Source organism: Rickettsia endosymbiont of Pantilius tunicatus (assembly GCF_964291875.1).
Classification (GTDB): Bacteria; Pseudomonadota; Alphaproteobacteria; order Rickettsiales; family Rickettsiaceae; genus Rickettsia.
Genome location: NZ_OZ198175.1, coordinates 641,846 through 666,824, shown reverse-complemented (window position 1 = coordinate 666,824; position 24,979 = coordinate 641,846). Strand labels below are relative to the sequence as shown.

Sequence of the window (24,979 nt, the reverse complement as noted above, 5' to 3'; positions counted from 1 at the left end):
TCCACGGGATGACACCGAGGGTGTTTTCTATCCACACAACAACTCTAAAAATTTATATCATGGAAATGATTGTCCTTTTTTATTATTAGGAGCTTTGACATTCGATACTGTAGGATTTTCTAACTGTATAGCACTTCTTGCATCCGTCAATTTTGCCATAATTGCTACATTATCTTTAATATTAACTTTATCTTTTCCTACAACCATTTTAGCTCTTTCAATATCTGGTTCATCTTTACTTATAGGTTTTAATTCAGACTTTCCTAATAAAGTTCTTACATCTTCTGTTTTATCTTGAGATTGCCCTGAAACAGCTGCCCCTCTTTTTTCCACCTGTTCTTGTAATAAATTATCTATAGCTTTTAAACGAGCATCTTTAGATAAATCTTTATTATCAATTAAATTAGCCTGTATGAAATCTAACTGATCTTTAGTAGAAGATTTTTCATTAAACTTTTCAGTTAAATCTTTAGCTTGCTTTTCCGATTCAGCTTTCTTTTCTTCATTAGTTTTAAGATTTCCGCGTTCATCAAGGAGGTTACGAAGATTATTAACTTTTTTACTTATAAATTGAGATATATCATTTAACCTACTTGAAGTTTCTTGTACAACTTTTTCTTGTTCAGATACTATAGGTTTTTCTGTTTGTTCTTTTGACTGTTTTGATGTATCATCAACAGATCCTTTTTCAAATCCAGGCTTAGCAGCTTCATTAAGATTTCCCAAAGCTTCCATTGTTTCTCTTGCAGCTTTAATTAAATTTTCTTTTGTTTGATCTATCGGCGGCTTATCTTGTTCTAGATTTTGTTCTTTTAACCCTTGAGTTAAATTCTGGGGTTCTCTTTCTAATATTGCTTCTTTTATTGCTGAGTTGGCTATGTTTTCAAGAGTAGATTTTTCTTCAGGTACAGCATTAGCTTTAATGCTTTTGACAACGCCTTGAGTTATTTCAGATGCTACCTCAGGACCTTGATTTCCTACACCCTTATGAATCCCATCTATCAAACCTTTAGTCATTAATTCCTTATCTTTTAGCTCAGCTGTGCTTTTTACAATTCCATCTTCTGTATACGAAGCAATGGTAGCTTTGTCTGGTACAGACATGGTTTTATGACTAGCGATGGTCTCACCTACAACCTCAATAATACCCACTTTATCCTTAATGTCTAAAGGACTTTGAGCAACTTCTTTTGTAATACCTTGAACTATCTCACCTTTTACTTCTGCTTTAGCTGGACCATCTAGGACATCTGTGGTGATAGTTTTTATTGCATCCGTCTTTTTTACAGCGTCAGATAAAGGATCATATAAAATACCTTGTACTTTCTTTATTGTTTCTTCTGCTGCTTGCTTCTCTTTAATTTTATCTAAATTTTGCTGTATTAATTGCTGCTGCTCTGGGCTTAGAATTCCTGCTTCCCTAGCCTTATCTAGTAGTACATCGCCTATTAATTGGCTTTTCTCTTGAAGTGGATGCTTTGAAGCTTCTATCCTATTGCTTACTATTTCAACTACTTCTCCTTTTTCACCTTTGTTAAGCTTACTGTTTATTACAGCATCAGTTATGCCATCAATAGCCTGCCATCTTACATCTGGCTCACTAAGCTCTAAAGCAGAGTCAGTTATCTTTCCTGCTAATTGTTTTTTAGAAGCTAAACCTAAATCATCTGTATTTAGAATAGCAGTCATCATATCTTTTAGCAGCATTCCTTTTTGTGGTCCTGATAAGCCATTATCCTCTTTATTTATAGCCTCTAATATAGCACCTATACCCTCTACCCTTACCTCTTCAGGAAGCTCTTTATTGCCTAATACATTTTCAGCTAAAGTATTAATTCCTGCTTGTTTTTGGTCAACGTTTGCTTCTTTCTCTCCTAAGATTTTCTCTGCTACCTCACCGATTAAACCAGCTGGCTCATTTTCATTTTTTAAATCTTTATTTAACTGATCTAATAAGTTCTGCATAGCTTGCGATAAGCCTGCTGCTGCATCAACTATACTTTGTGGTTGTGGCTGTGAAACCTCAGCTTGTTGTGGTTGTGGCATTTGTGAAACCACAGGCTTTTGCCCTGAACTAAAAGGTGTTATAGGAGGCACTTGATTAAAAGCTATCCCCGATTGAGGTTCAGGTATCTCTGTATTTTTAGTTTCAATAGGTTTTTCGTTTGCTGGATCTATTTGCTGTGAAGATATTGACTTTTCACCTCCTTGAACTCTATAAATATCTTGGTCTATAGTTTGTGAGACATCAACACCCTGCCCTTTGTTTATTGCAACCTCTTTCATCATGGCTTCATATTTGCCTCGTGTTACAGGCAGCGTATAAATTTCTCCACCATGCTCTATATAACCTACTGCATTTTCATCTTTTCCCATAAATTTTATAGGTTGCGGTGAGCTTATTTCTTTGAATTTAGGAGTACCATCAGGATGCGGATCTGCTTCATAATGTGCAGTAAAACGTAGTGCATTATTAGATTTACCTTCTTTATTTTGTGCAACAAGCGATAAATGCATTGTGCCACTTTTACCTTCAAGGTTTATAGGAAAGTCTACTGTTCTATAAGAATTAACTGTAACTGGAGTACCATCTTGCTTATAGACAGTCATCGGAGCAGTTTTATGAGTTTTTTCGGCTAATGTACAAATTTCTTCACCAGCACCATTTTTAATTACAGTTGATCTAAGATCCCCTGCACTTACTTGATTTTCCCACTGCATTGACCTAAATCCGCCAACATACTTATTGGCATATTCTTGTCTAATGTTTTCATACTGCCCTTTAAATTGCTCGTCAGATAAAGCTTTATCATATAAGCCTTGTCTTTCCCCTGCATTAAGGTTTGTTAAAAATTGTCTGAATTTTTCTTTATCTTGTGCTTCTTCTGAGTAAGCAGGGTCATTATTAAGATACTTTCTTAATAACTCTTCTTGTTCTTCTTTAATTTTATTTTCACGATAAACTTCTGCACTATGTGATGCATGAACGTTTTTATAGCCTGCTAATTCTATATTTTCTAATCCTTTTTTAAGCTCAGGATTTTCTAAAGTTTTATCGTATAATTCTCTTTTATTTGGATCTTCATTTAAAGTTTTTAAAAAATCTCTAAATTTTTCGTCATTTTCAAAATTAGGTTTTAGTTCAGGATTTTCTGCATTTTCTTTTAGTAATTGATTTCTTATTAAATCACGCTGCTTTTCCAGAATTTCTTTTCGAATAGCTTCAGTTATTGGATCTACAAAGCCATCTCCTGATATACCTCCTGCTAGAGCACTAGCTGAAAGCGAGGATAATGAAGTGGCAGTAGCAGGTGTAGCATCAACACCACTAGTGAAAAGACTATCTCCCTCAGACTCAAACAACTCTTGCTCTTGTCTTGTTTGTTCTTGCTTTTCTGCTTCAGTGAACTTTTTATTCGCTACTGGATCAAACTCTTTTATAACTTCCTCTAAATTAGGATCATTATCTTTACTCATAAAACCTCCACGCTATATTTTAAATTACATTAATTCTAATAATAGTTTGTTAGCAATAGCAAGAAAAAAATTGTTTTTTATTGAGAAAGTTTAACAGATTTTTTATATTCTTTGTTTAATTCTTTTACTGCCCAAAACCATATTAAACAGGTGATTATAAATATAAACATTAAACATACGGAAATAGATTGATAACTTGCAGAAGGCAAAATAATAAAAACCAAGGATTGTAAAAATGCACTTCCTGATTTTCCAAGTTTTGTACCAAGCACATCAGCAGCAGCTTTTCCTTTTATTTTTATTTCCTTATCTAACGGCACATAAGCCATCTCTTTTGTTGAATCAAATAAGGTATATTTACTTGATTTACTAAGCACATTTTGAATAGCACCAATAGTTATGGCAATTAAAGCTGGATCGGCAAGAATAAAGCTTGCTACTATTAAACCAGCAGAGCTTTCAAAATTATTAACAGTAAAAAATAATATACCTGTAGTAAAAACTATTATAGGAGTAATAATAGCTGCCGTAAACCAACCGAGTTTTCTAACTATATTTGAGCCAAGTACAACAAAAAGAATGGTAAACGCTCCCGTATAACTTAAATAATTACCGATAAATGCAGCATATTCAGTCGGGGTTTTGTATATTTTAGTGGCTGCTGCTTTCCAAGGACCTTCCACTAAATTTATAGCAATACCATAACAAATAAGTAAAGTTGCAATTAATCTAATATGTCTTGAAGAAAGGATCATCTGAAAGCTTTCGGCAATTGTCATGGTTTTTTTCTTTGCCTTAAAACGCAACAATGCCATATGCTCTTTGTCTAGCACTTTATGATTTAGTAGCCAAAACGTTTTAATACCTACTATTCCTAGAATTAATACTATGGTTAATATAATCTGCACGGAAAGAGTATGAAAAGATGCCTGTAGTGAAAATTTAGCGGCTACATACTCATTAATGTGACTTAAATTTTCTAAAAACTGTCCTGCTAAATAAATCCCTGTTTGGCTAAGTAATCCAAATAAAGGATAAAACCTTTTCGATTCTTCAACAGTAGTTATATTATTTACAAACTGCCAAAAAAGCAGTGCAAAAGCTACATTTGGCCATAATTCAGCTATTATATAAAATAGAGAAAAACTCCATTTCGACAAAAGCAAAATAAACCATTTTAAATTAGGCAGACTTGCAATTAAATTTTGAGCAGTAACTGGACTTAAATGTAATATCTCATGATTTGGGAAAATAACATAAGCAAAAAGGGCAAAAAATGCTAAAAATATTGAAATAATCAGATAAAATATATTTTCTGCTTTCATTCTATTGACAAGCTTCACATAAATAGCCGTCATTAAAAAAGCACAAGGCATAACTCCCCAAAACTTTAGAAAGGAAATTGTTTCTGCTCCAATCATCGTAGTAACTATACTATCTTTTAAAGCTCTGATTAAATTTTGAATAAATAAAATACAAAACATTAGTAAAGTAATGAATAAAAATTTAGAAAGCTCTTGGCGCTTTATTGGCCAAATATAGTCTGAAAATTTATTTATTAACTTGTTGATTTTATGGGGGGAATTATCTAAATTATGATTTGTAGAAGAATGGTTTAAATTATTTTGGTTAATTGTCATTGATTTTGGTCTAACCTAATTGGCTAGAATTGTATATTAGAGATTTTTTAAACACACGTCAAGTATATACTTGATCAACTTGAAAATTAGCTATGTCGTCTTAATAAGTTCTGCGGTGCTCACGTATTAAGTAACTGCTGCCGCTCCGAGGGGTTTAGACTCCTTGCCTTTTTCTAAGTTGATTCTCTTTTTTATCAATTCTTCATTTCAAAAAAATAATGTATGAATAGTTACTGGTTAAATGTTTATAAACCTAAAGGGATAAGCTCGGCTAAACTTGTTAGCATAATAAAAAAAGTACTTGGTAAAGTTAAGATAGGACATAGCGGCACTTTAGACGTTGAAGCTGAAGGAGTACTGCCTCTTGCTATAGGTGAAGCTACAAAATTAGTGCAAATGTTAATTGACGCTAAAAAAACCTATATTTTTACTGTAAAATTTGGCAAACAAACCGATAGTGGTGACTATGCCGGTAAAGTAATAGCTACAACAGATTATATACCATCGAAAGAAAGTGCCTATGCTATATGCTCTAAATTTATTGGTATTATAACACAAATCCCCCCTGCTTTCTCTGCTCTTAAAGTTAATGGAGTACGAGCGTACAAATTAGCACGAGATGGTAAAGAAGTAGAGCTAAAACCACGTAATATAACAATTTATGATCTAAAATGTCTTAATTACGACGAAAAAAATACTACCGCTACTTACTATGCTGAATGCTCAAAAGGTACTTATATAAGGACTTTAGCAGAAGATTTGGCATTGTCCTTGCAAAGTTTAGGATTTGTGATAGAATTACGCCGTACTCAAGTTGGAATATTTAAAGAAGAAAATTCTATCCGAATTGATTCTCCTACTGAGATTACCAAAACTTCCCTAGAGGAAAAAAATATAAAGATAGAAGCAATACTGGACGACATCCTGGTTCTTGATGCTAACGACGAGCAAGCACAAAAAATTAAATATGGTCAAAAATGCCTATTTGATTATGATAAAAACGCAGATTTTATATGGGTTCGCTATAAGGGCGTTCTGCTTGCAATTGGTAGTATAAGCAAGAATTGCTTTAATTCTTTACGAGTATTTAATTTAACGCAATAACTAAGGAGAAATGATCGATGTCGATTACACAAGAACGTAAACAAGAATTAATTAAAAATTATGCTATAAATGATAATGATACAGGCTCAAGTGCAGTACAATGTGCTATTTTAACTGAGCGGATCAACAACTTAACTGAGCATTTCAAATCTAACCATAAAGATCATACCTCAAGAAGAGGATTATTAATCTTAGTCGGACGCCGCCGTAGATTACTTAATTATATAAAGAAAAAAAATGTGAGCGAGTATTTAGATTTAATAAGTAAGCTCAGTATTAGAAGGATAAAATAATTACATAATCGTTATTGCGAAGAGCAATTGCTATGTGAATTTATGTCATCCATGCATGGATACCAAATCGTCATTGCGAGCGAATGAAATGAGCGTGGCAATCTCATGAAAAAGCACAAGATTCCTAAGATTGCCGCGTCGAAACTTACAGTTTCTCCTCGCAATGACGCAAAACACTAAAATAAAAATTAAGAGATATATATAGATGTTTAATGAAATAATTAAAACAGTTGAATGGGGCGGAAAGACTCTTGAACTTAGTACCGGCAAGATAGCTCGCCAAGCTGATGGAGCAGTTACTGTTAAAATGGGTAACTCTGTCTTACTATGTACAGCAGTCACTGCTGCCAAAGCAAAAGAAGGTATTGGCTTCTTTCCTCTAACAATTAATTATAGAGAAATGGCATATGCTGCTGGTAAAATACCAGGTGGCTTTTTTAAGCGTGAGGGCAAAGCATCAGATCGAGAGGTTTTAGTATCACGTTTGATAGATAGACCGATCAGACCATTGTTCCACCCTGCTTTTGTTAATGAAACATTTGTTACCTGTACTGTTCTTTCATATGCCCCTGAAACACCAGTTGACATACTTGCTATTATTGGTGCTTCTGCTGCACTTAGCCTTTCACCTGCACCTTATCTAGAAATAGTTGCTGCAAGTAAAGTAGGATTAATAAACGGGGAATTTGTTTTAAACCCAACACTTGACTTATTAAAGACAAGCCAGCTTGATTTAGTTGTTGCAGGAACAAACGACTCTGTAATGATGGTTGAATCAGAAGCACATTTACTTTCTGAGGAACAAATGCTTGCTGCTGTAAAATTTGGCTTTGACAGTTTCCAACCGGTAGTAAATATTATTAAAGAACTTGCGGCTGAAGCTAAAAAACCAAAGCTTGAAATGCAAGATTTATACCCTGCTGAATTAAAGAATGAAATCAAAAAACTATTTGCAAAAGAAATTGAGCAGACTTTTGCGATTAAGTCTAAGCAAGAACGTAGTACTAATTTAGAGCTAATACCTGAAAAAGTACTTAAGCATTTCGCAGATGATATAGAAAGTAAGAAATATAATAATTACCAAATCGAATCAGCTTTAAAATCTGTTGAATCCGATATATTACGTGGTAACATTTTACAAAAAAATAGACGTATCGATGGACGTACTACAACGGATATAAGAGAAATTACTTGTGAAGTTGGATTATTGCCTTGTGCTCACGGCTCAGCTTTATTTACTAGAGGCGAAACACAGAGCTTAGTAAGTAGTACTTTTGGAACTAGCTTAGATGAACAAATAATCGATAGCCTTGAGGGTGAATATAAAGAACACTTTATGCTTAATTATATCTTCCCGCCTTACTCTGTTAATGAAGCAATGCCAATGAAAGCTCCAGGAAGACGTGAAGTTGGACATAGTAAACTCGCTTGGCGTGCAGTAAATCCAGTATTACCTACTAAAACACAGTTCCCTTATTCTATTAGAGTAGTTGCAGAAACTACCGAATCTAATGGATCTTCTTCAATGGCAACAGTTTGCGGTAGCTCACTTGCTTTAATGTATGCTGGTGTTCCAATAAAAGCACCAGTAGCAGGTATTGCTATGGGACTTGTTAAGGAAAAAGAAAAATTTGCGGTATTATCTGATATTCTTGGCGATGAAGATTATTTCGGCGATATGGACTTTAAGGTGGCAGGTACTAGCGAAGGTATCACAGCTTTACAAATGGATATTAAAATATCTGGTGTAAATTTCGATATAATGCAAATAGCTTTAGAGCAAGCACGAGCAGGACGTTTGCATATACTTGAACAAATGAATAAAGTTATTAGTAAACCAAATAATGAGATGAGCAAAAACGCTCCATCTACTACTACTTTAAAAGTTGATAAGGATAAGATCAGAGATATTATCGGTCCTGGTGGTAAAGTAATAAAGGAAATTTGTGAAACTAGCGGTGCTAAAATTGATATAAGCGATGATGGCACAGTTTCTATTTATGCTTCAGATAAAGATAAGCTAAAAGTTGCTTTGGACAAAGTTAAAGCTATTGCTATTGAGCCTGAAATAGGTGAAGTATTTAACGGCACCGTGATGAAAATATTAGATTCTGGTGCTTTTGTTAATTATTTAGGCAATAAAGATGGTTTTGTTCATATTAGCGAAATTGCAGAAGAAAGAATCGAATCAGTCGGCAGCGTTTTAAAGCAAGGTGATATAGTAAAAGTTAAGCTTATCGGGTTCGATAATAAAGGTAAAGCAAAACTAACTATTAAGAATGCTGATAAAGATAAATCTTCAGCAAGTCCAAAACCAAAAAACAATCCTAAAGAACACCAAGAACCTGAAAAACGGGAGAATGATAAAAAAAGAGCTTGGAACGAAGACAATAATGCTGAAACAACTGAAGTAGTTACAGAACGTAAATATTTTACCTAGTAATATTGTCATCCAATGGTGGCATTATTGCATGGATCGAAAAGCATCTTTGGTTGTCATGCCGTGGCTTGACCACGGCATCCAGAAAATAATAAAAAATACTAATTTTATTAGTATTTTTAACTGGATTCCGTAAATAAATCATGGATGACAGGGAAAAATGATCCATGCAAGCAAACCTTACTCAGAAATGACATAGAAAGACAGGAATAAAACAAAAAGCACTGATTTAGAATTAAGTTTTTTACAATGAACCCTATAAACAATTACGAAAATATTGCTAAAAGAGTAATTTCTAGTGAAGCTAGTGCTTTAAAAAAGCTATCTGAACATATTCCTGAAGACTTCAACCAAATTGTAGAATTGTTACTATCTTTTAAAGGACGGGTAGTTTTAACTGGTATAGGTAAAAGTGGTTATATTGCAAAGAAAATAGCCTCAAGCTTTTCTTCAACTGGTATGCCAGCTTTTTATATACATCCAGCGGAAGCAAGCCATGGGGATCTTGGGATGATTACTAAAGATGATTTAGTAATTATGCTTTCTAATTCTGGCGAAACTAAGGAATTATTTAACATCATTAAATATTGCAAAAATTTTTCTGTAAAAATTGTTGCAATGACAATGAATAAAATTTCTACTTTAGCTACAAATAGTGATTTCTTACTTATAGTGCCTGAATATTCAGAAGCTTCAATAATTGGTGCTCCTACAGTTTCATCTTTAATAATGTTATCACTTGGCGATGCATTAATGACTGTTATACATGAAGTAAAAGGTTTTACCAAGGATGATTTCAAGTCATATCATCCTGGCGGTAGCATAGGGGCTAATTTGACAGAGATTAAACATTTAATGCGTAGCGGTGATCAAATACCTTTAGTGCATGAAGATACACCTTTTGCTGAAACTATAATTGTTATGAATAAAAAACGTTTAGGTTGTACCTTAGTAATAGATAAAGCTGAGAATTTAGTAGGGGTTATAACAGATGGTGATTTACGTCGTCACATTAACGATGAAATTCACCTAAAAATAGCCTCAGATATTATGACTAAAAACCCTGTATATATCTCATCTGAAATATTTGCAAAAGAAGTTTTAGACTTAATGAAAGCTAAAAATATTACTAATTTACCTATTGTTGACAATAATATCATTATAGGCATTACTCATATACATGATTTATTGCGAGCAGGAGTCAATTAGTATATGCCCTCTTCTTATAAAAGGCGAAAAAAATTTTGGAAATTTGCTTATTTCCTAATTATACTTGGAATTTTATATGCAGGATATATATTAGTTAAAAGTAGTCACCCTACTGAAGAAAATGATACTAATATTGTAGAAAAAGCTTCAGAAAAAAACCTTGATTTAAAATATAATATTATATTAAAAGATTCAGTTTTTGAGGGAGTAGATAAGAATTTAAATAGCTATCTAGTCAAAGCTGAGCAGGCTATAAAAGATTCAGATAACAAATATAAATTAGATACAATAAACGGCACATATAACGTAAATCAAAACCAATCAGTTACTGTTTATGCAAAAGAAGGGTTTTTAAACGAAGAATCGCATATATTAGATTTAAAAAATGATGTAAAATTTTATTTTGAAGATATGATATTTGACACTAATGATGCAAGAATTGATTTAATAAATAAAAGCATAATTAGCAACTCTTCTGCTACATTATTTCATAAAAGCTCTACTATTACTTCAGATAGTTTTAACACGCAAGACGACAATAATATTATAATTTTTAAAGGCAATGTCTACACAACTATTGATCTATCGGATTATTAAACTTGTAATATTCTTTACTATTAGTATCTCAACATATGCTGATGATAAAGAAGTTTCAAACTTACATATTACATCTGATACTTTAACCATTAATAGAGTTAAACAAAAGGCAGAATATCTTGGGAATGTCGTTGTTTATTTTGATAATGCGATACTTAGAACAGAAGAATTATATATTTTTTATAAAGCTGTAGATAATAAACAAACCATTGATTATATAGTTGTTCCAACTAAATTGAGTGTTGAGAAAAAAATAAATAACGAGTTATTATTAGCTGATTCAGGAAAATATTTTTTAGATAATAAACAACTTATTTTACTTGGTAATGTTGTATTAGAACGTAATAATAATATTTTAAAAACTAATAAACTTATTTATTATGTGGATATTATTAATAAAAATAATAAGAAAATAAATTAAATGGACAGCTTACAAGTTAAAAATATATCAAAATCCTATAAAAAGAGAACCATATTAAGCGATATATCTCTTAATGTAAAACAAGGCGAAATAGTTGGGTTATTTGGTCCAAACGGAGCTGGTAAAACAACTTGTTTTAACATCATTATTGGCTTAATGAAAGCAGATTCTGGACAGTTATTGCTAAATGATATTAATATAACTAATTTACCAATTTATTTAAGAGCAAGACTTGGTATTGGTTACCTTCTTCAAGAACCTTCAATTTTTCGAGGCTTATCGGTTGAAGATAATATTAAAGCTATAATTGAAATATCTGAAAATGATAAAGAAGTAATTGAGCAAAAAACGCATAATTTACTAGAAAAATTTTCTATAATACATTTAAAATATCTATCAGCTGCTAGCTTATCAGGGGGCGAAAGACGCAGGCTTGAGATTGCAAGATCGCTTGCAATAGAACCAAAATTTATCATGCTTGATGAACCGCTTGCTGGTATTGATCCCCTAGCTATTTCCGATATCAAAAATCTAATTACTTACCTACGTGAATTCAATATAGGTATTCTAATTACTGATCATAACGTGCGTGATACTTTAGACATAGTCGACCGAGCATATGTCATTTTTGAAGGGAAAGTACTGCTAGAAGGGAGTAGTAAAGAAATAGCAAGTAGCAAGAAAGTTAAAGAGGTTTATCTGGGAGAAAGCTTTAGCTTATAATATACTCGATTGTCATCGATCCCACTATAAGCACACGGGATGACAGCTAAGAATCCAGATTCCCGCTTTCGTGGGAATGACATCGAGGACGTTTCCCGAACTGTATGTAACAAAGGCAAATTCTATGGAAATCAACAAAGACATTTTTAGGGCATATGACATAAGAGGTAATATCCTTACCGATTTAACAGTAGAGGTAGCCTATAAGGTTGGTTTTTGCTTTGCAAAGATGACCATAAAAGATGGCAATAATAAGATCTGCGTCGGTATGGATGGTCGCCTTAGCTCCCCTGCTCTTTACAAACTCTTAGAAATAGGATTGGTTAATGGAGGAGCTGAGGTTATAAATATTGGTGTTGTCCCAAGTCCAGTTCTATATTTCGCTGATAAAAAATCTACACCAGCTGGTAGTATTATGGTTACTGGTTCACATAACCCTCGTGATGATAACGGCTTTAAACTAATACAGCATGGCAAATCTTTTTTTGGTTCTCAAATACAGGATTTATTAACAGAGATTTTAAATACTGATTGGAGTAATAATCCCCCTGAAATCAATCTTGTAAACAAGAATAAAATCAATATTAGTGACAGATATATAAAAAATATTCTAGAAGCAGTAAATATTAACCTCAACCTAAAAGTAGCTTGGGATCCTGGTAATGGAGCAACGGGAAATATTGTTGAGGAGTTAAAAAATCATTTAAATAATGAAAACATTATCATTAATAGCAAGATAGACGGGAATTTCCCAAGTCATCACCCTGACCCTACTAAGGCTGATAATTTACAAGAATTAATTAAACTAGTTAAAGAACAAAATTGCGATCTTGGTATAGCTTTTGACGGTGATGGCGATAGAATTGGCATTGTAAGCTCAAGCGGTAAGATGTTATTTGGTGATCAAATTTTATGCATTTTTGCTGAGGATATTCTAAAAGAAAACCCGAATGCTACTATAATACTTGATGTAAAAGCTAGCCAGCTTATAGCCGATAGAATCAAATCATATGGCGGACAACCTATAATATGGCGAACTGGTCATCCATTTATTAAAAGTAAAATGGCTGAATCAAAAGCTTTACTAGCCGGTGAGATGAGCGGGCATATATTCTTTGCCGATAAATATTTTGGTTTTGATGATGCAATCTATGCGGCATTAAGGTTTTTAGATTTATTAACTAGATCAAATAAAACTTTAGATGAAATAATATATGAGCTACCAAAAAGCTATAGCACACCGGAAATTAAAATTTTTGTTCCTTCTGAATTAAAATTACAAATTATTGAGGAAATTAAAGAAAAATTACTAAAAAATAAAATAGAGTTTAATGATATTGATGGGGTGCGAGTAAATACGGAAGTTGGGTGGTGGTTATTGCGTAGCTCTAATACTGAATCTGCTATTATTGCAAGAGCTGAGTCAAGTAATGCGAAAAAATTAGAAGAACTAAAAACAATGATTAATCAATTATTAAGCAAGTATGGACTTACTATTTAAGTGCAAAAGAAAGATATAATTATATTATGTGGTCCTACTGCTAGCGGCAAATCTTACCTAGGTCATGCATTTGCTAAAGCTTGCGACGGGGAAATAATAAATATCGACTCAATGCAGGTTTATAAAGAAATTCCAATTATTACCGCCTCCCCTCCGGAAAACTATAAAAGCGAAATTCCTTATCATTTATATAACTTCTTGCCTATTACTGAAGATTTTTCTGTAGTAAAATATCTAAAACTTGCTTCAGAAAAAATAAATCAGATAGCCACTAGTGAAAAGCTTCCTATATTAGTAGGTGGTACAGGATTATATATTAATTCTTTAGTTTTTGGATATAATAATATTCCTGATATATCTGACGATTTAAGACAGCAGGTAAGAAAGCTGCATAACGAAATAGGCAATATAGAACTACATAATAGACTTACAAAGCTTGATACTATTGCTTCCTCTAGAATTAATCAATCAGACACTCAAAGGCTAATTAGAGCTTATGAAGTAGTGCTGCAAACCGGTAAATCTATTTTCTTTTTTCAAACTTTACCAAAAGAACAAATCTTATCTGAATTTAATTTTAAAATTATCTTCTTAAATCCTGAGAGAAAATTCTTATATAAAACAATTGATGAACGTTTAGCTAATATATTTAAAGATGGGGCAATAGATGAGGTTGCTTTAATCAAAAAACAATTTAATTCTGAAAACTATCTAAACTTAAAAGCTGTAGGCATAAAAGAAATTTTGGCTTATCTAGAAAATAAACTAACTTTAAATGAGGCTCTAACCTTAGCTCAAACACGAACACGCAGGTATGCTAAAAGACAAATCACTTGGTTTAAGCATCAGATAAAAGAAAAAATAACTTTAGATTATTCTAACGAAGAAGAGTTTCTACAAATAACTCGAAAACTTTCTATTCTTATGGATTTGCCAAACAGCAATAAATAATAGACCAGTGGTAAATATTTGAAGTATTTGCAATGTTATGCCTAATACTGGTATAAAAGGAACAGCTGGTTGCAGTAATATCGGCACTCCACTTGAAAACATTACTAATCTTGTAGCATCTTGTACTGAAACACTATTAAATAATAATTTTAATGCAACACATACTAATAATATTATAATACTTCTTTCCAAAAAGAATGTTACGAACCAAAATAATATAATAGATGGCATACCAAGATAAATAAATAAATTTGGTAAATACATTAGGTTATCGGCGAAATATTTTTTTATTATTTGAGGGGTTAAAGTCATTTGATTTTGATCAAATAAACTTGAGTAATTAATGGTACGAGGGAAGCTTTTGTTAGTATTATCTATTGCAAAATTTATTGTAAGTTTATCTGCTTCAATTACGAAAGGTATCTTGCTTTTTTCTCTAATTGAAACTTGATTTGTTGTATCAATAACAGCTACTTTATCGTTATTCTTATTATATAAATAAATAGGTTCTTCATCTTTTACAGAAATTCGTGAATTAGCATATTGCATTTCCGGTAATTGATTGATGATATATTCAATATTATCGGTAGTTTTTGTCTGTTTTGTTCCGTTAAAGCTATCTTTCAAGGTTATTAAATAATTTAATATAAAGATACAATAAATTATTGCCGAAATAAAAGACACAATAAATAAATATCTTATTCCGTAACCATGATATTTTTGATATATGTCTTTATAGAACTCTATAGAGCTAATTGATAGACGTAACTGGCGGAGTAATGTATTTAGTCCTCCTAATATATATGATAATAAATACATTATTTTATTAAACTTTTATACATAAACAGCAGTAATATAGCGTATAATTATAGAAAATTGCAAATTTTTAGTGCATTAAAGTCTAATTTATATATAAGTTTATTGATAAAAAATTATTTATTTACTAATATTTATATTTCGATAACAACATTAATTTTATATGCTACTTCCTGAAATAACTCTAACTTTAACAGCACTTTTAAGCCAATTCTTTGCCGTAATACTGCAAGGTAAAAATAGAATTGTTGCTAATATAACTATTTTACTTACCATATTAACAATTTTCATTATTTTAAAATATTCTTACTCTGAAAGCGTATTATACCTAGATTATGTAATGTTTACTACCAATGCAAATATTGCTAATTATAAGGCTATCATATTGATATTTACTATAATATCTATGATAATTTATTGCGATTATTCGGTGCGTAGCGGTGAACCACTAAAATTTGAATTTATTACTTTGATATTATTATCTACAGTTGGGATTTTTGTGGCAATTTCAGCACAGAATTTTTTATTACTCTTTTGTGCCATGAAACTTACTGCCTTAACTTCCTATATACTTGCTGGTTTTAAATTAAGTGAGATTAAATCATCAGAGGGAGCATTAAAATATTTTATATTAGGTAGTTTAGTTAGCTGCTTATCATTATTTGGTATTTCTTTTATATATGGATTTGGCGGAAGCTTACAATTTTCAGATATATTTTATAAGCTAAATGATAGCTCTTCGGTAAATTTAGGTTTAGTAATTGGTGTAGTATTATTTTTAAGCAGCATTTTCTTTAAGCTTTCAAGTGCACCTCTGCATTTTTGGGCACCAGATGTATATGAGGGATCGCCTATTACTTCGGTTACTTATTTTACAGCGGCTTCAAAAATCGGAGCTATTGCTATTTTATTAAATATCGAAAATTTAATTATCAAAAACTATCACCCTATTAGCTATAATCTGATAAAAATAATTGCTTTATTATCCATGATATTTGGTGCTCTTGGTGCTATTCGTCAAACTTCTTTAAAAAGATTAATGGCATATAGTACTATTCTAAATATCGGTTATGTATTAATCGGCGTATTGTTGCGTACTGAAGACGGCAATAAAGCTGCTATGCTCTATATGTTAATATATGCAGCAGCAAGTATAGGGTTCTTTACTTGCCTAATTATGTTACTCGGAAAACAGACAGACAAAGCCAATTTTGAAAGTATTCAGGGAATTGCAGAAAATCATAAAGCTATAGCTGCTGCAATTTGTATAATTATGTTTTCTATGATAGGTATCCCACCGCTTGCTGGCTTTCTTGGAAAATATTATCTCTTTTATCAAGCAATTACCCAAGAAGAGTTTTTACTTGCTTATTTCGGTATCTTTACTAGTGTCATTGCGGCTTTTTACTATCTTAAAATAATTAAAACGATGTATTTTGCTGAAAAACCTAATCCAACAAAAATACCTATTTCCTACGGACTATTATTAATTAATTTTGTAATAATAGGTTTTTTACTTTTCGGATCTTTTATTATTTCGTCTTAGGTTTAAATGAATTTAGGTAGATATAAGCTATTTGTTTTTGATGAATTAGATAGCACAAACCTTGAAGCCGTTAGAATGGCTAAAAATAAACCTGATAGAGATTATATCATACTTGCTAAATCTCAAACTAAAGGACGTGGTAGAAGTGGTAAAAACTGGCAATCTACTTCTGGAAATTTACATACTAGTTTACTAATTAAGCCTAATAAAGACCTTGAATTACTACCGCAATTGTCTTTCGTTACAGCCCTAGCGGTTTATGATAGTGTGGTACATGTCATACCGTGGCTTGACCACGGTATCCAAAAAATAAACGGGATTCCTCTACAAGCACACGAGATGACGCCCCTAGTTCTTAAAAAAATCCAATTAAAATGGCCAAATGATGTTCTAGTAGGGGATAAAAAAATATCCGGTATACTTCTTGAATCAGTTAAAGTAGAAGATGTTTATTATCTTATTATCGGTGTTGGTATTAACATAACTTATCACCCAATAAATATCGACCAGCCTACTACCTCCTTAGTCAAGGAAAACTTCCCTATTATAACTCCTCAAGCTTTACTTGAAATATTAATAGAAAATTTTGAAAAATATTATCAAATTTGGGAGAAAGAAAGCTTTTCATTTATTAGAGAAACATGGCTGAAACATGCTTATAAGTTACATGAAAATATTACTGTTAAATATCAAAACGATATTATTACAGGCACTTTTCAAGGTATTGATTCCATAGGTAGAATAATATTGCAACTACCTTCCAAAAAAATACTCTCTATTTCTACTGCTGAACTTTCCTTTTAGCAAAAAAATTACTAAATTTAAATTATAAATTTAATTATTATTAATTATTTTTCCGTCATTGCGAGAAGAAAATGTAAGTTTCGACGAAGCAATCTCATTTACTTCTCGTAAAGCATTGCCTACATGGATTAGTTATGTTATTCCCGCGTAGGCGGGAAGACATTGCGGGCGTTTTTCGATCCACGTGAGTAATATAACAAAAAGCGATGAGGTTCAGACATTAAATTTGCGAGCAAGATTGCGGAGCGTATATTAAATACGTGAGCACAATCGAGACCTGCAAAATTCGCTTGTATCAAGCTTTCTGAATTATGCTGTATACCGCAAATACTTCAAGATTTGGTAAGTCAAATAAGCGGTGAGTCTGCGGAACGTAGATAAACTACGTGAGCAAAGACGAATCCCGAAATTTGGCTTACCAAATCTTGAAGTATTAAAGGTATACCTCCTCGCAATGACAATAAAAGCTTAAGCCCCTTAATTAAAAAGTAATACCATATGCCTCAAAATAATAATCCTAACCCTATTTCTCAAGAGTTCATGAACAAGGCTAATGAGCAATTTAATAAAATAAAAGAACTGAAACTTAGCAAAAATCCCAGTGTTAATAATATTAAAGAACTAATAGTCATGGTGGAGCACGCAGAAAAATACTTTAAATACGCTTTATTCACAGGTTGTAATAATGCGACTTATGCGTTAACCCAATTATATGATTTTATATTTACAAAATATCCTGACTCTCAGAATCAAGATTTACAAAAGAAGATATTACGTGATGATTTAGTTTTATTAGGGCAGAAATTTGAAGTTATCGAATGTAAGCAAATGAATTTAATATTTAATCCACCTAAGACAAGCGAAAGCGAAATAAATATTTTCTACGATGCTATTTGCAGAACACGAGAATATTTTAGTAATAAAAAATTAGTTGATAATCCTGAAACAAATGATGAAATTATTAATTATTACCTCAAATCTTTTGAAGCAATATCAGAGAAAAAAGACGTTAACAATAATTATAACCCAGAAGATGGTTGGTGTTACCCTACTCATACCTATTGGGAAAATGGTAATAAAGTTTGCATATATGAAAGTGGTGATCAAAAGTTTGAAATAACTTTGGTGGGTACTTAGTCAAAATTTTTTGAAATGTAAAAAAAGTATCAAATATAGTTAAATTATGAAAAATACAGGAACAGAATTTATTAAATTAACTCCAAAATATTTATTTGATAAAGGTATTAGATATTACAATGAATTTTTGGATATGAAACCTAAAAACGATAATGCAATAATTGAAAGTCAACAAGTCTACGCAAATGCTATGTTATATTTACAAGGTGCTATGTTTTTGGGTAGTAGTGATGCTTCTAATTTCTTAATTAAAATTTATAATGAATCTGAAATTAATAATAAACAAGTAAGTAACCTAATAAAAACTATAGATGGTATAGAAAATTTTTCATATTACTATAAAAGAACAAAATCTACAAATTTAAATGATTTTGGTATTACTGATCTTGCTGAACTTAATAGTATGGCTTTACTACCACTTTCATACATGGGTAGTATAAAAATAGATTGGAATGATGCTGTAATTTCTAAATCTTCAATTCTTGATATTTTAGAAGAATTTGTAAACGATTTTAATTCTTCTTTACCATTTGAATACCACCTAATTACTAGAGAAAATATTGGTGCGTTTATAGAAAGCATAAATGAAAAAATTATAGACACTTTTGTATTGTGTAAGATACCAGAAAAAAATGGTATATGGTAAATTAAGTTGAAGTTTGCGTATTAAAGAATTGAATTAAAGCATTATATAATTGATCAAATTGAGTAATTGTAGCTTTAATCCATCGCTTCATATTGGCCCAAAATTTCTCTATTGGATTTAGATCAGGGGAGTAAGGTGGTAAGAATATTATCCTACAACCTACTGATTCTATTAGTTCTTTGGTCCTTTGAGACTTATGGAAAGCAGCGTTATCCATCACTACAACTTGTCCAGGTTTTAGCTCTTTTATTAAAAATTCTCCAACCCAACTTTCAAATAATTGTCTATTACATGTTCCATTAAATATCATCGGTGCTATACACTCTTTATTAACATAACCAGCTATGATATTTGTTCTGTTGTAATATTTACCGCTTTTTTTACCAATAAGTTTTTCGCTTTTTTTGCCCCATCCTCTATCTTTGCAGATATTTATCTCAATACCACTTTCATCAATATATACAAGATGTTCTATTGGTGTATCTTTTATGACCTCTTGGTACTTATCTCGCTTTTCTTGACTTGCTTCCAAGTAGGAAAAGTCTTTTTTTTATAGCTAAAACCTAGTTGCTTTAACCAATAATACGCACCCACAGAACTCATATTAAAATACGTACCCATTTCTAATAATGTGAAATTAGGATTAGAACTCACGTACAACTCAACATCTTGACTTGTTACCCGTCCTTTTTTGCCTCCTATTCTTCTTGCTAAATAATGTCCTTCGGACTTATATCTCTTATACCAATTCCTTACTGTGTTTGCTGCTATTTCAAATCTTATCGCAGTGCTATTGCAGCTATTACCTCTTTCTACATATCCTATAACTCTTTTTCTAAAATCTTGACTATATGATCTTGGCATTTTCCTTTATATATATCATCCCTATACTCAAACCTCAACTTAATTTACTATAGTAAATTACTCCCCAATTTAAATTTTAAAGAGAAACCTATAGAAAATACGAAAGGCATCACAGCAAATGAGATTAAAAAACCAAATGAAGCACCTAAATTACCCCAAAAATTACACTTTGAGGATTACACTAATAATAAAATAGGAGATTACGAATCACGCTCAATGGAATCAAAAAGTGACTCTAGTGAACTTTTAGACCTAATAGGAGGATGTCCTATATCTTAAAAAGGAATGAAAACGATGAAAGAAAAATTACCTTATCTTTATGAAGTAATAAATAAGGCATTAAGTGATTATGAAGAATATATTGAAAAACCTCTTAGAATATCAAAGGATTTAGAAATAACACAAAATAATGAAGCAGTTTTAATTGAACTATATAAAAGATTAAAAGAAATATTCATTTATGGCGAAACAAAAGCAGCTTGGTATCTAGCTCAATTCTATTACAATGGTTGGTTGTTTGAAAAAGATCGCGAGATGGGAAATTTTATCATTGCAATAGGAATAAAGCTTGATTCGGTAAAATGTTTAAATAATGGATATGAAGGTGATCTACAAAAAGATTTGAACAATCTAGCTATAAAATGTGCTAAAACCATTAAAAATATTAAAAGACAATATCAAATAGATATGGATAGTATTATTACTGACGAAATAAGGAAAAATGCCGAACTTAATTTTAAAAAAAATTTAGAAAATTCTGAATTAAAAAATATATTTGAACCAAAATTTTTTCCTAATTCTTTAGACATGTTACAAGAAGCATTAAAATATTATTTTGAAAATATAAAATTACCTCTTACTCAATCAAAAGATTGTACATTAACAATAACACAAGATAATAAATATATTATATCCAAAATATATGTAAAATTAAAAGAAGCTTTAGTTTGTGGTCAAGAAAATGCCGCTTGGTACTTAGCTCAGTTTTATTATAATGGCTGGTTGGTTGAAAAAAATATTATTTATGGAGATTTTATACTTACGATAGGAAAGCATTTTGAAGCTAAAAAAAGCTCTAATAGCAATTATAAAGGTGAAGATATTTTAGCAGATTACTTACAAAAATTAGTTACAGCTTGTGCTACTTCTATTTCCAATAACAAGTATGTATACCGAGCAGGTATTAATGATACAATGAAGCACAATGCAGAATGTGCCATTAATATACATTTAAACAATACTGATTTAAAAGACATATTTAATAGCTGACTAACGAATATTAGAAATACCCTCAACGAACATTAAAATTACCTATAAAAAAGAAGTAACTATGGACAGTAATATCGAATAAAAATTTCTTTTTAAGATTTATTTATTATTCGAGAATTACTGATGACATGTACAAATAAACAAGTAGGTATTTTAATGCAAAAGATCAAAAAATATAATCAGATAATTTCTGCTGCAAAAGCAGGTATGAGTGTAAAAACAGCACGTAAATATTTAGGTGTTAATAAGTATCCAAGCGAATTACGAACAGTACGTAAATATAGGACACGTAAGGATCCATTTGTTAAGCACTGGGATGAAATAGAATCAATGCTAGGATCAGCACCGGAGTTGCAAGCAACTACCATATTAGCATATTTGACAGAAAAGTATCATGGAAATTATAATGGAAAGCAATTACGCTGTTTGCAGAAAAGGTTGAAACAATGGAGAGCTGAACATGGTAAGGATAAGCCAGTCATCTTTTTACAAAATATTCTTCCTGGCAAACAAAGCCAGTCTGATTGGACCAATATGAATCAATTAGGTATTTGTATTGATGGGAAACCATATTCTCATTTACTATTTCATTTTATATTGCCTTATTCATGTTGGGAAACTTTCAGCATATGCCATAGTGAAAGTTTTGATACATTAGCATCAGGGTTTGAAAAAGCTGTATGGGAGTTAGGTGGAGTTTTACCAGAGCATCGTACAGATAATTTAAGTGCAGCTACCAAGCAATGTGGTAATAGTAGACAATTTACAGAAAAATGGCAAGAATTGCTTGGTTATTACGATGTTGCACCATCGCGAAATAATCCCGGTGTCAGTCATGAAAATGGTTCTGTTGAAAAAAGTCATGATACATTTAAGCAAGCAGTGAATCAACATTTGCTATTACGTGGATCACGTAATTTTGTTGATTTAAAAGCTTATGAATTATTCCTTACACAAATTAAAGAAAAGCGCAATAGCTGTAGAAAAGAAAAATTAGCTGAAGAATTAGTTTATTTAAAAGAGTTACCAATCAGGAAATGGAATGCACCTACAATATTATCAGTACGTGTTAACCCAAGCAGTACAGTTAGTATTTTATCTGTAGCTTATTCTGTGCCTAGTCGCTTAATAGGTTATACTTTAAAAGCTTATATTTATTCTGAAGAAATAGAGCTTTACTATGGTAACAAATGTTTACAAAAAATGTTTAGAATCAGCAATGGCTATGTTATTGATTATAGACATATCATTGATAGTTTAGTACGTAAACCTGGAGCATTTGCCCAATATCAATATTATGAAGCTTTATTTCCACGTGCTATATTTCGTCAGGTATATGACCAGCTGATATCTATATATCCATATAAGGGGCATAAAATATATCTTAAAATATTACAATTAGCAAAAATGTATGGAGAATTGAATGTAGTTGCTGCATTAGAAATGCTAGTAGAAGAGAAGATTGAACCAATAATTGATCATATTACAGATTTACTAAATAGTCAGACTAAAACTGTTTGTTCAGTAAAAATTAATCAACCAGTACTGTCCGAATATGATCAATTACATTGCTTTAAAACAATGGAGGTCGCATGAGTAAAAAGATAATAACTCCGCAACCGCTAAATAATTTACTCAAGAACCTTTGTTTACCTACTTTTGCATCATGCTATAAATCAGTTGCAGAAAGCTTTGAGCAAGAAAAGAAAACATATATAGATTATCTACAAGAGTTAGCCATACGTGAGTTAGAACATAGACATCAGCAACGTATCGCCAGATTGCTAAAGCAAGCAAAACTCTCTCGAGATAAGTTATTAAGCAACTTTGATATTAAGCGTATCCCAGGATTATCGTCAACTAAGATCCAATATCTTGCACAAGGAGAATTTATGGATCGCTATGAAAATATACTTATTTTTGGTAATCCTGGTACTGGCAAAAGTCATCTTAGTATAGGTTTAGCACGTGAGTGGTGTCTTGCCGGTAGGCGTGTATTATATACAACAGCAGCTAATTTGGTTCAACAATTACTAGAAGCAAAGCTTAGTTTAAAACTTAAGCAAATTATTAAAAAATTCGATTATTTTGAAATATTGATAATTGATGATATATCATATGTACCATATAATCGTGAGGAAACTGATGTTTTATTTACCTTATTAGCTGAACGTTATGAGATGCGTAGTGTATTAATTACTAGCAATTTAGTTTTTGCAAAATGGAATTCCATTTTTAAAGACGAAATGACTACATCAGCAGCCATTGACAGATTGGTTCACCATTCTTCAATTCTTGAACTGAATACTGAAAGTTATAGAATCGCTACAGCAAAAGAAAAAAAATTAACTATAAAATTGGAGGATAATAATATAATACACTAGACAATATTTTTTACTCAAAAATAGGTAATTTTAATATTCGTCATAGGGAATTCTAATATTCGTTAGTCAATAGCTTAGAATCAACTATTATTCCCACAATTTCAGCTCCTTTACCTAGTACCACAGACCAACCATCTAATGCAGTAAGGCGAGCTACTCAAAGTGATATCAAAGATTTCAAAAATAAAAAACCTACTAATATAAAAAAACAAAAAGTACAATAGATTATAATGTTAATTTTGAAAAAGATGAAGAAACAAATTCAGTATTAACAAGCAACAAACCTACCACTAATATACACGAAACAAAAAGTAAATTAAATTATAACTCCACTACTGCTAAAAACGTTGAGGAAACAACTTTAGTATTAAGAGGCAATAATTATTATTATCAACCACCTATTAATACACAAGATGAACCACAAAACCTTATAAATCATAATAATAAGGGCGAAAACAAAGATGATGATGAAACTTCAATATTAGGTCATAAACAAGGATGCAGTTGTCTAATAATGTAATAAATTTGATTTAAGGTATATTTTGAAAACGACTCAAATAAATAACAATAAAATTTTTTATCTGTTACCTGAAAATCAGTTGCTTACAGAAGGTTTACTACAAGTTGAGTTATTATCTAATTTTGAGATGATTTAGGATTCTTATGCTGAAAAAGCGATAAATCTACTATTTGAGTCAGCAGTTGAAAATTTAACATGTGCTATGCTACTTGGTGAAGAAAAAGCAATATTACCGCTTGTCCAGCTTTATCATTAGGGCACTATTTATGGCATTTTGCCGGATTTAGTTTTCAGCGACTATATTATTTTGCTAGGGCGAAAACTCGAATATGAAATATGCAATGACATTCCTTTGCAAATTATCGTTAATACTAATTATTTTGATAAACAGTTAAAAGAGTTAGACATTATTATTAATTCTAATACCTTATTTTATTATAATAACTTTAAATGTATAGGGGAAGATATTAAAAAAAATCATTAGAGACTGCAACAAACAATTCGATAAGGAATGGTATTTTTGTAAATTTGAGTATTCAGATTTAACCTTATCATCGTTTGAGATATTAAATGAAGAACAGAATTTAGTAACTGTAACAGGTGAAAACACTGTGAGTGATAATAAATGTTTAATGTC

22 protein-coding genes and 1 pseudogene are annotated in these 24,979 nt (G+C 31.3%); 18 read left to right on the top strand and 5 right to left on the bottom strand.

The annotated features are described in order from the left end of the window. Positions 1-57: 57 nt before the first annotated feature. A complete protein-coding gene (locus ACICQC_RS03860; RefSeq protein ID WP_395477453.1) occupies positions 58-3,477 on the bottom strand; it encodes a Sca4 family spreading effector in 3,420 nt (1,139 codons plus the stop codon). Positions 3,478-3,554: 77 nt separating this feature from the next. Further along, the gene (gene tlc4 / locus ACICQC_RS03855; protein ID WP_395477452.1) at positions 3,555-5,117 is read right to left on the bottom strand and encodes an NTP/NDP exchange transporter Tlc4; all 1,563 of its coding nucleotides are present in this window, start codon (positions 5,115-5,117) and stop codon (positions 3,555-3,557) included. Between the two features lie 222 nt (positions 5,118-5,339). Between tlc4 and truB the strand changes: the two genes are divergently transcribed. From truB to miaA, 9 genes are all read left to right on the top strand, one after another. Then, the gene (gene truB, locus ACICQC_RS03850) at positions 5,340-6,221 is read left to right on the top strand and encodes a tRNA pseudouridine(55) synthase TruB (protein WP_395477451.1); all 882 of its coding nucleotides are present in this window, start codon (positions 5,340-5,342) and stop codon (positions 6,219-6,221) included. 17 nt (positions 6,222-6,238) lie between these two features. Next, positions 6,239-6,514 carry a 30S ribosomal protein S15 gene (rpsO, locus tag ACICQC_RS03845; protein WP_395477450.1) on the top strand — a complete coding sequence of 92 codons (276 nt, stop codon included), beginning with the start codon at positions 6,239-6,241 and terminating at the stop codon, positions 6,512-6,514. Between the two features lie 205 nt (positions 6,515-6,719). Further along, the gene (pnp, locus tag ACICQC_RS03840; protein WP_395477449.1) at positions 6,720-8,954 is read left to right on the top strand and encodes a polyribonucleotide nucleotidyltransferase; all 2,235 of its coding nucleotides are present in this window, start codon (positions 6,720-6,722) and stop codon (positions 8,952-8,954) included. 249 nt (positions 8,955-9,203) lie between these two features. Beyond that, positions 9,204-10,163 carry an SIS domain-containing protein gene (locus ACICQC_RS03835; RefSeq protein ID WP_395477448.1) on the top strand — a complete coding sequence of 320 codons (960 nt, stop codon included), beginning with the start codon at positions 9,204-9,206 and terminating at the stop codon, positions 10,161-10,163. Positions 10,164-10,166: 3 nt separating this feature from the next. Continuing rightward, a complete protein-coding gene (gene lptC, locus ACICQC_RS03830; protein WP_395477447.1) occupies positions 10,167-10,760 on the top strand; it encodes an LPS export ABC transporter periplasmic protein LptC in 594 nt (197 codons plus the stop codon). Next, positions 10,726-11,181 carry an LptA/OstA family protein gene (locus tag ACICQC_RS03825; protein WP_395477446.1) on the top strand — a complete coding sequence of 152 codons (456 nt, stop codon included), beginning with the start codon at positions 10,726-10,728 and terminating at the stop codon, positions 11,179-11,181. Before lptC ends, ACICQC_RS03825 begins: the two co-directional genes overlap by 35 nt. Then, the gene (gene lptB, locus ACICQC_RS03820) at positions 11,182-11,904 is read left to right on the top strand and encodes an LPS export ABC transporter ATP-binding protein (RefSeq protein ID WP_395477445.1); all 723 of its coding nucleotides are present in this window, start codon (positions 11,182-11,184) and stop codon (positions 11,902-11,904) included. Between the two features lie 124 nt (positions 11,905-12,028). Further along, positions 12,029-13,405: a phosphomannomutase/phosphoglucomutase gene (locus tag ACICQC_RS03815; protein WP_395477444.1), complete on the top strand. Its 1,377-nt coding sequence runs from the start codon at positions 12,029-12,031 to the stop codon at positions 13,403-13,405. Next, complete coding sequence (gene miaA / locus ACICQC_RS03810; protein ID WP_395477443.1) at positions 13,406-14,356, top strand: tRNA (adenosine(37)-N6)-dimethylallyltransferase MiaA; 951 nt, start codon at positions 13,406-13,408, stop codon at positions 14,354-14,356. On the opposite strand, the gene ACICQC_RS03805 is transcribed toward miaA, so the two are convergent. Next, entirely contained in the window at positions 14,300-15,175 is an 876-nt protein-coding gene (locus ACICQC_RS03805) for a DUF1189 family protein (RefSeq protein WP_395477442.1), read from the bottom strand. The two genes, miaA and ACICQC_RS03805, sit on opposite strands and share 57 nt — an antisense overlap. Before the next feature lie 160 nt (positions 15,176-15,335). Here ACICQC_RS03805 and nuoN point away from each other — a divergent pair, with 160 nt between their 5' ends. From nuoN to ACICQC_RS03780, 5 genes and pseudogenes are all read left to right on the top strand, one after another. After that, the gene (nuoN, locus tag ACICQC_RS03800; RefSeq protein WP_395477441.1) at positions 15,336-16,718 is read left to right on the top strand and encodes an NADH-quinone oxidoreductase subunit NuoN; all 1,383 of its coding nucleotides are present in this window, start codon (positions 15,336-15,338) and stop codon (positions 16,716-16,718) included. Positions 16,719-16,724: 6 nt separating this feature from the next. Further along, on the top strand, positions 16,725-17,522 hold the full coding sequence (locus tag ACICQC_RS03795; RefSeq protein WP_395477440.1) for a biotin--[acetyl-CoA-carboxylase] ligase: 798 nt from the start codon (positions 16,725-16,727) through the stop codon (positions 17,520-17,522). 311 nt (positions 17,523-17,833) lie between these two features. Then, positions 17,834-17,979 (top strand): annotated as a pseudogene (locus ACICQC_RS03790) (palindromic element RPE5 domain-containing protein); the annotation flags it as partial. Positions 17,980-18,020: 41 nt separating this feature from the next. Then, on the top strand, positions 18,021-18,659 hold the full coding sequence (locus ACICQC_RS03785) for a hypothetical protein (protein WP_395477439.1): 639 nt from the start codon (positions 18,021-18,023) through the stop codon (positions 18,657-18,659). Between the two features lie 46 nt (positions 18,660-18,705). Beyond that, positions 18,706-19,305 carry a hypothetical protein gene (locus tag ACICQC_RS03780; RefSeq protein WP_395477438.1) on the top strand — a complete coding sequence of 200 codons (600 nt, stop codon included), beginning with the start codon at positions 18,706-18,708 and terminating at the stop codon, positions 19,303-19,305. 1 nt (position 19,306) lies between these two features. Here ACICQC_RS03780 and ACICQC_RS03775 read toward each other — a convergent pair whose 3' ends face one another. Together ACICQC_RS03775 and ACICQC_RS03770 are read right to left on the bottom strand one after the other, a co-directional pair. Continuing rightward, the gene (locus tag ACICQC_RS03775) at positions 19,307-19,837 is read right to left on the bottom strand and encodes an IS630 family transposase (protein ID WP_395476342.1); all 531 of its coding nucleotides are present in this window, start codon (positions 19,835-19,837) and stop codon (positions 19,307-19,309) included. Beyond that, positions 19,792-20,169: an IS630 transposase-related protein gene (locus ACICQC_RS03770; protein ID WP_395476240.1), complete on the bottom strand. Its 378-nt coding sequence runs from the start codon at positions 20,167-20,169 to the stop codon at positions 19,792-19,794. Before ACICQC_RS03770 ends, ACICQC_RS03775 begins: the two co-directional genes overlap by 46 nt. Before the next feature lie 294 nt (positions 20,170-20,463). Between ACICQC_RS03770 and ACICQC_RS03765 the strand changes: the two genes are divergently transcribed. The 4 genes from ACICQC_RS03765 to ACICQC_RS03750 all read left to right on the top strand — a co-directional run bounded on the left by ACICQC_RS03765 (position 20,464) and on the right by ACICQC_RS03750 (position 24,826). Then, positions 20,464-21,438 (top strand): hypothetical protein, encoded by a 975-nt coding sequence (locus tag ACICQC_RS03765; RefSeq protein ID WP_395477437.1) that lies wholly within the window; start codon positions 20,464-20,466, stop codon positions 21,436-21,438. A gap of 123 nt (positions 21,439-21,561) precedes the next feature. Beyond that, positions 21,562-23,034, top strand: a complete 1,473-nt coding sequence (gene istA / locus ACICQC_RS03760; protein ID WP_395476339.1) for an IS21 family transposase — start codon at positions 21,562-21,564, stop codon at positions 23,032-23,034. After that, complete coding sequence (istB, locus tag ACICQC_RS03755) at positions 23,031-23,822, top strand: IS21-like element helper ATPase IstB (RefSeq protein ID WP_395476338.1); 792 nt, start codon at positions 23,031-23,033, stop codon at positions 23,820-23,822. The genes istA and istB overlap by 4 nt, the downstream gene beginning before the upstream one ends. A gap of 794 nt (positions 23,823-24,616) precedes the next feature. Next, complete coding sequence (locus ACICQC_RS03750) at positions 24,617-24,826, top strand: hypothetical protein (protein WP_395477436.1); 210 nt, start codon at positions 24,617-24,619, stop codon at positions 24,824-24,826. Positions 24,827-24,979 lie beyond the last annotated feature (153 nt).

What these genes read in the sequence shown, in the direction of transcription:
- ACICQC_RS03860 (WP_395477453.1), bottom strand. Translation starts at nt 3,477, where the DNA reads ATGAGTAAAGATAATGATCCTAATTTAGAGGAAGTTATAAAAGAGTTT.
- tlc4 (WP_395477452.1), bottom strand. Translation starts at nt 5,117, where the DNA reads ATGACAATTAACCAAAATAATTTAAACCATTCTTCTACAAATCATAAT.
- truB (WP_395477451.1), top strand. Translation starts at nt 5,340, where the DNA reads ATGAATAGTTACTGGTTAAATGTTTATAAACCTAAAGGGATAAGCTCG.
- rpsO (WP_395477450.1), top strand. Translation starts at nt 6,239, where the DNA reads ATGTCGATTACACAAGAACGTAAACAAGAATTAATTAAAAATTATGCT.
- pnp (WP_395477449.1), top strand. Translation starts at nt 6,720, where the DNA reads ATGTTTAATGAAATAATTAAAACAGTTGAATGGGGCGGAAAGACTCTT.
- ACICQC_RS03835 (WP_395477448.1), top strand. Translation starts at nt 9,204, where the DNA reads ATGAACCCTATAAACAATTACGAAAATATTGCTAAAAGAGTAATTTCT.
- lptC (WP_395477447.1), top strand. Translation starts at nt 10,167, where the DNA reads ATGCCCTCTTCTTATAAAAGGCGAAAAAAATTTTGGAAATTTGCTTAT.
- ACICQC_RS03825 (WP_395477446.1), top strand. Translation starts at nt 10,726, where the DNA reads ATGTCTACACAACTATTGATCTATCGGATTATTAAACTTGTAATATTC.
- lptB (WP_395477445.1), top strand. Translation starts at nt 11,182, where the DNA reads ATGGACAGCTTACAAGTTAAAAATATATCAAAATCCTATAAAAAGAGA.
- ACICQC_RS03815 (WP_395477444.1), top strand. Translation starts at nt 12,029, where the DNA reads ATGGAAATCAACAAAGACATTTTTAGGGCATATGACATAAGAGGTAAT.
- ACICQC_RS03805 (WP_395477442.1), bottom strand. Translation starts at nt 15,175, where the DNA reads ATGTATTTATTATCATATATATTAGGAGGACTAAATACATTACTCCGC.
- nuoN (WP_395477441.1), top strand. Translation starts at nt 15,336, where the DNA reads ATGCTACTTCCTGAAATAACTCTAACTTTAACAGCACTTTTAAGCCAA.
- ACICQC_RS03795 (WP_395477440.1), top strand. Translation starts at nt 16,725, where the DNA reads ATGAATTTAGGTAGATATAAGCTATTTGTTTTTGATGAATTAGATAGC.
- ACICQC_RS03785 (WP_395477439.1), top strand. Translation starts at nt 18,021, where the DNA reads ATGCCTCAAAATAATAATCCTAACCCTATTTCTCAAGAGTTCATGAAC.
- ACICQC_RS03780 (WP_395477438.1), top strand. Translation starts at nt 18,706, where the DNA reads ATGAAAAATACAGGAACAGAATTTATTAAATTAACTCCAAAATATTTA.
- ACICQC_RS03770 (WP_395476240.1), bottom strand. Translation starts at nt 20,169, where the DNA reads ATGCCAAGATCATATAGTCAAGATTTTAGAAAAAGAGTTATAGGATAT.
- ACICQC_RS03765 (WP_395477437.1), top strand. Translation starts at nt 20,464, where the DNA reads ATGAAAGAAAAATTACCTTATCTTTATGAAGTAATAAATAAGGCATTA.
- istA (WP_395476339.1), top strand. Translation starts at nt 21,562, where the DNA reads ATGACATGTACAAATAAACAAGTAGGTATTTTAATGCAAAAGATCAAA.
- istB (WP_395476338.1), top strand. Translation starts at nt 23,031, where the DNA reads ATGAGTAAAAAGATAATAACTCCGCAACCGCTAAATAATTTACTCAAG.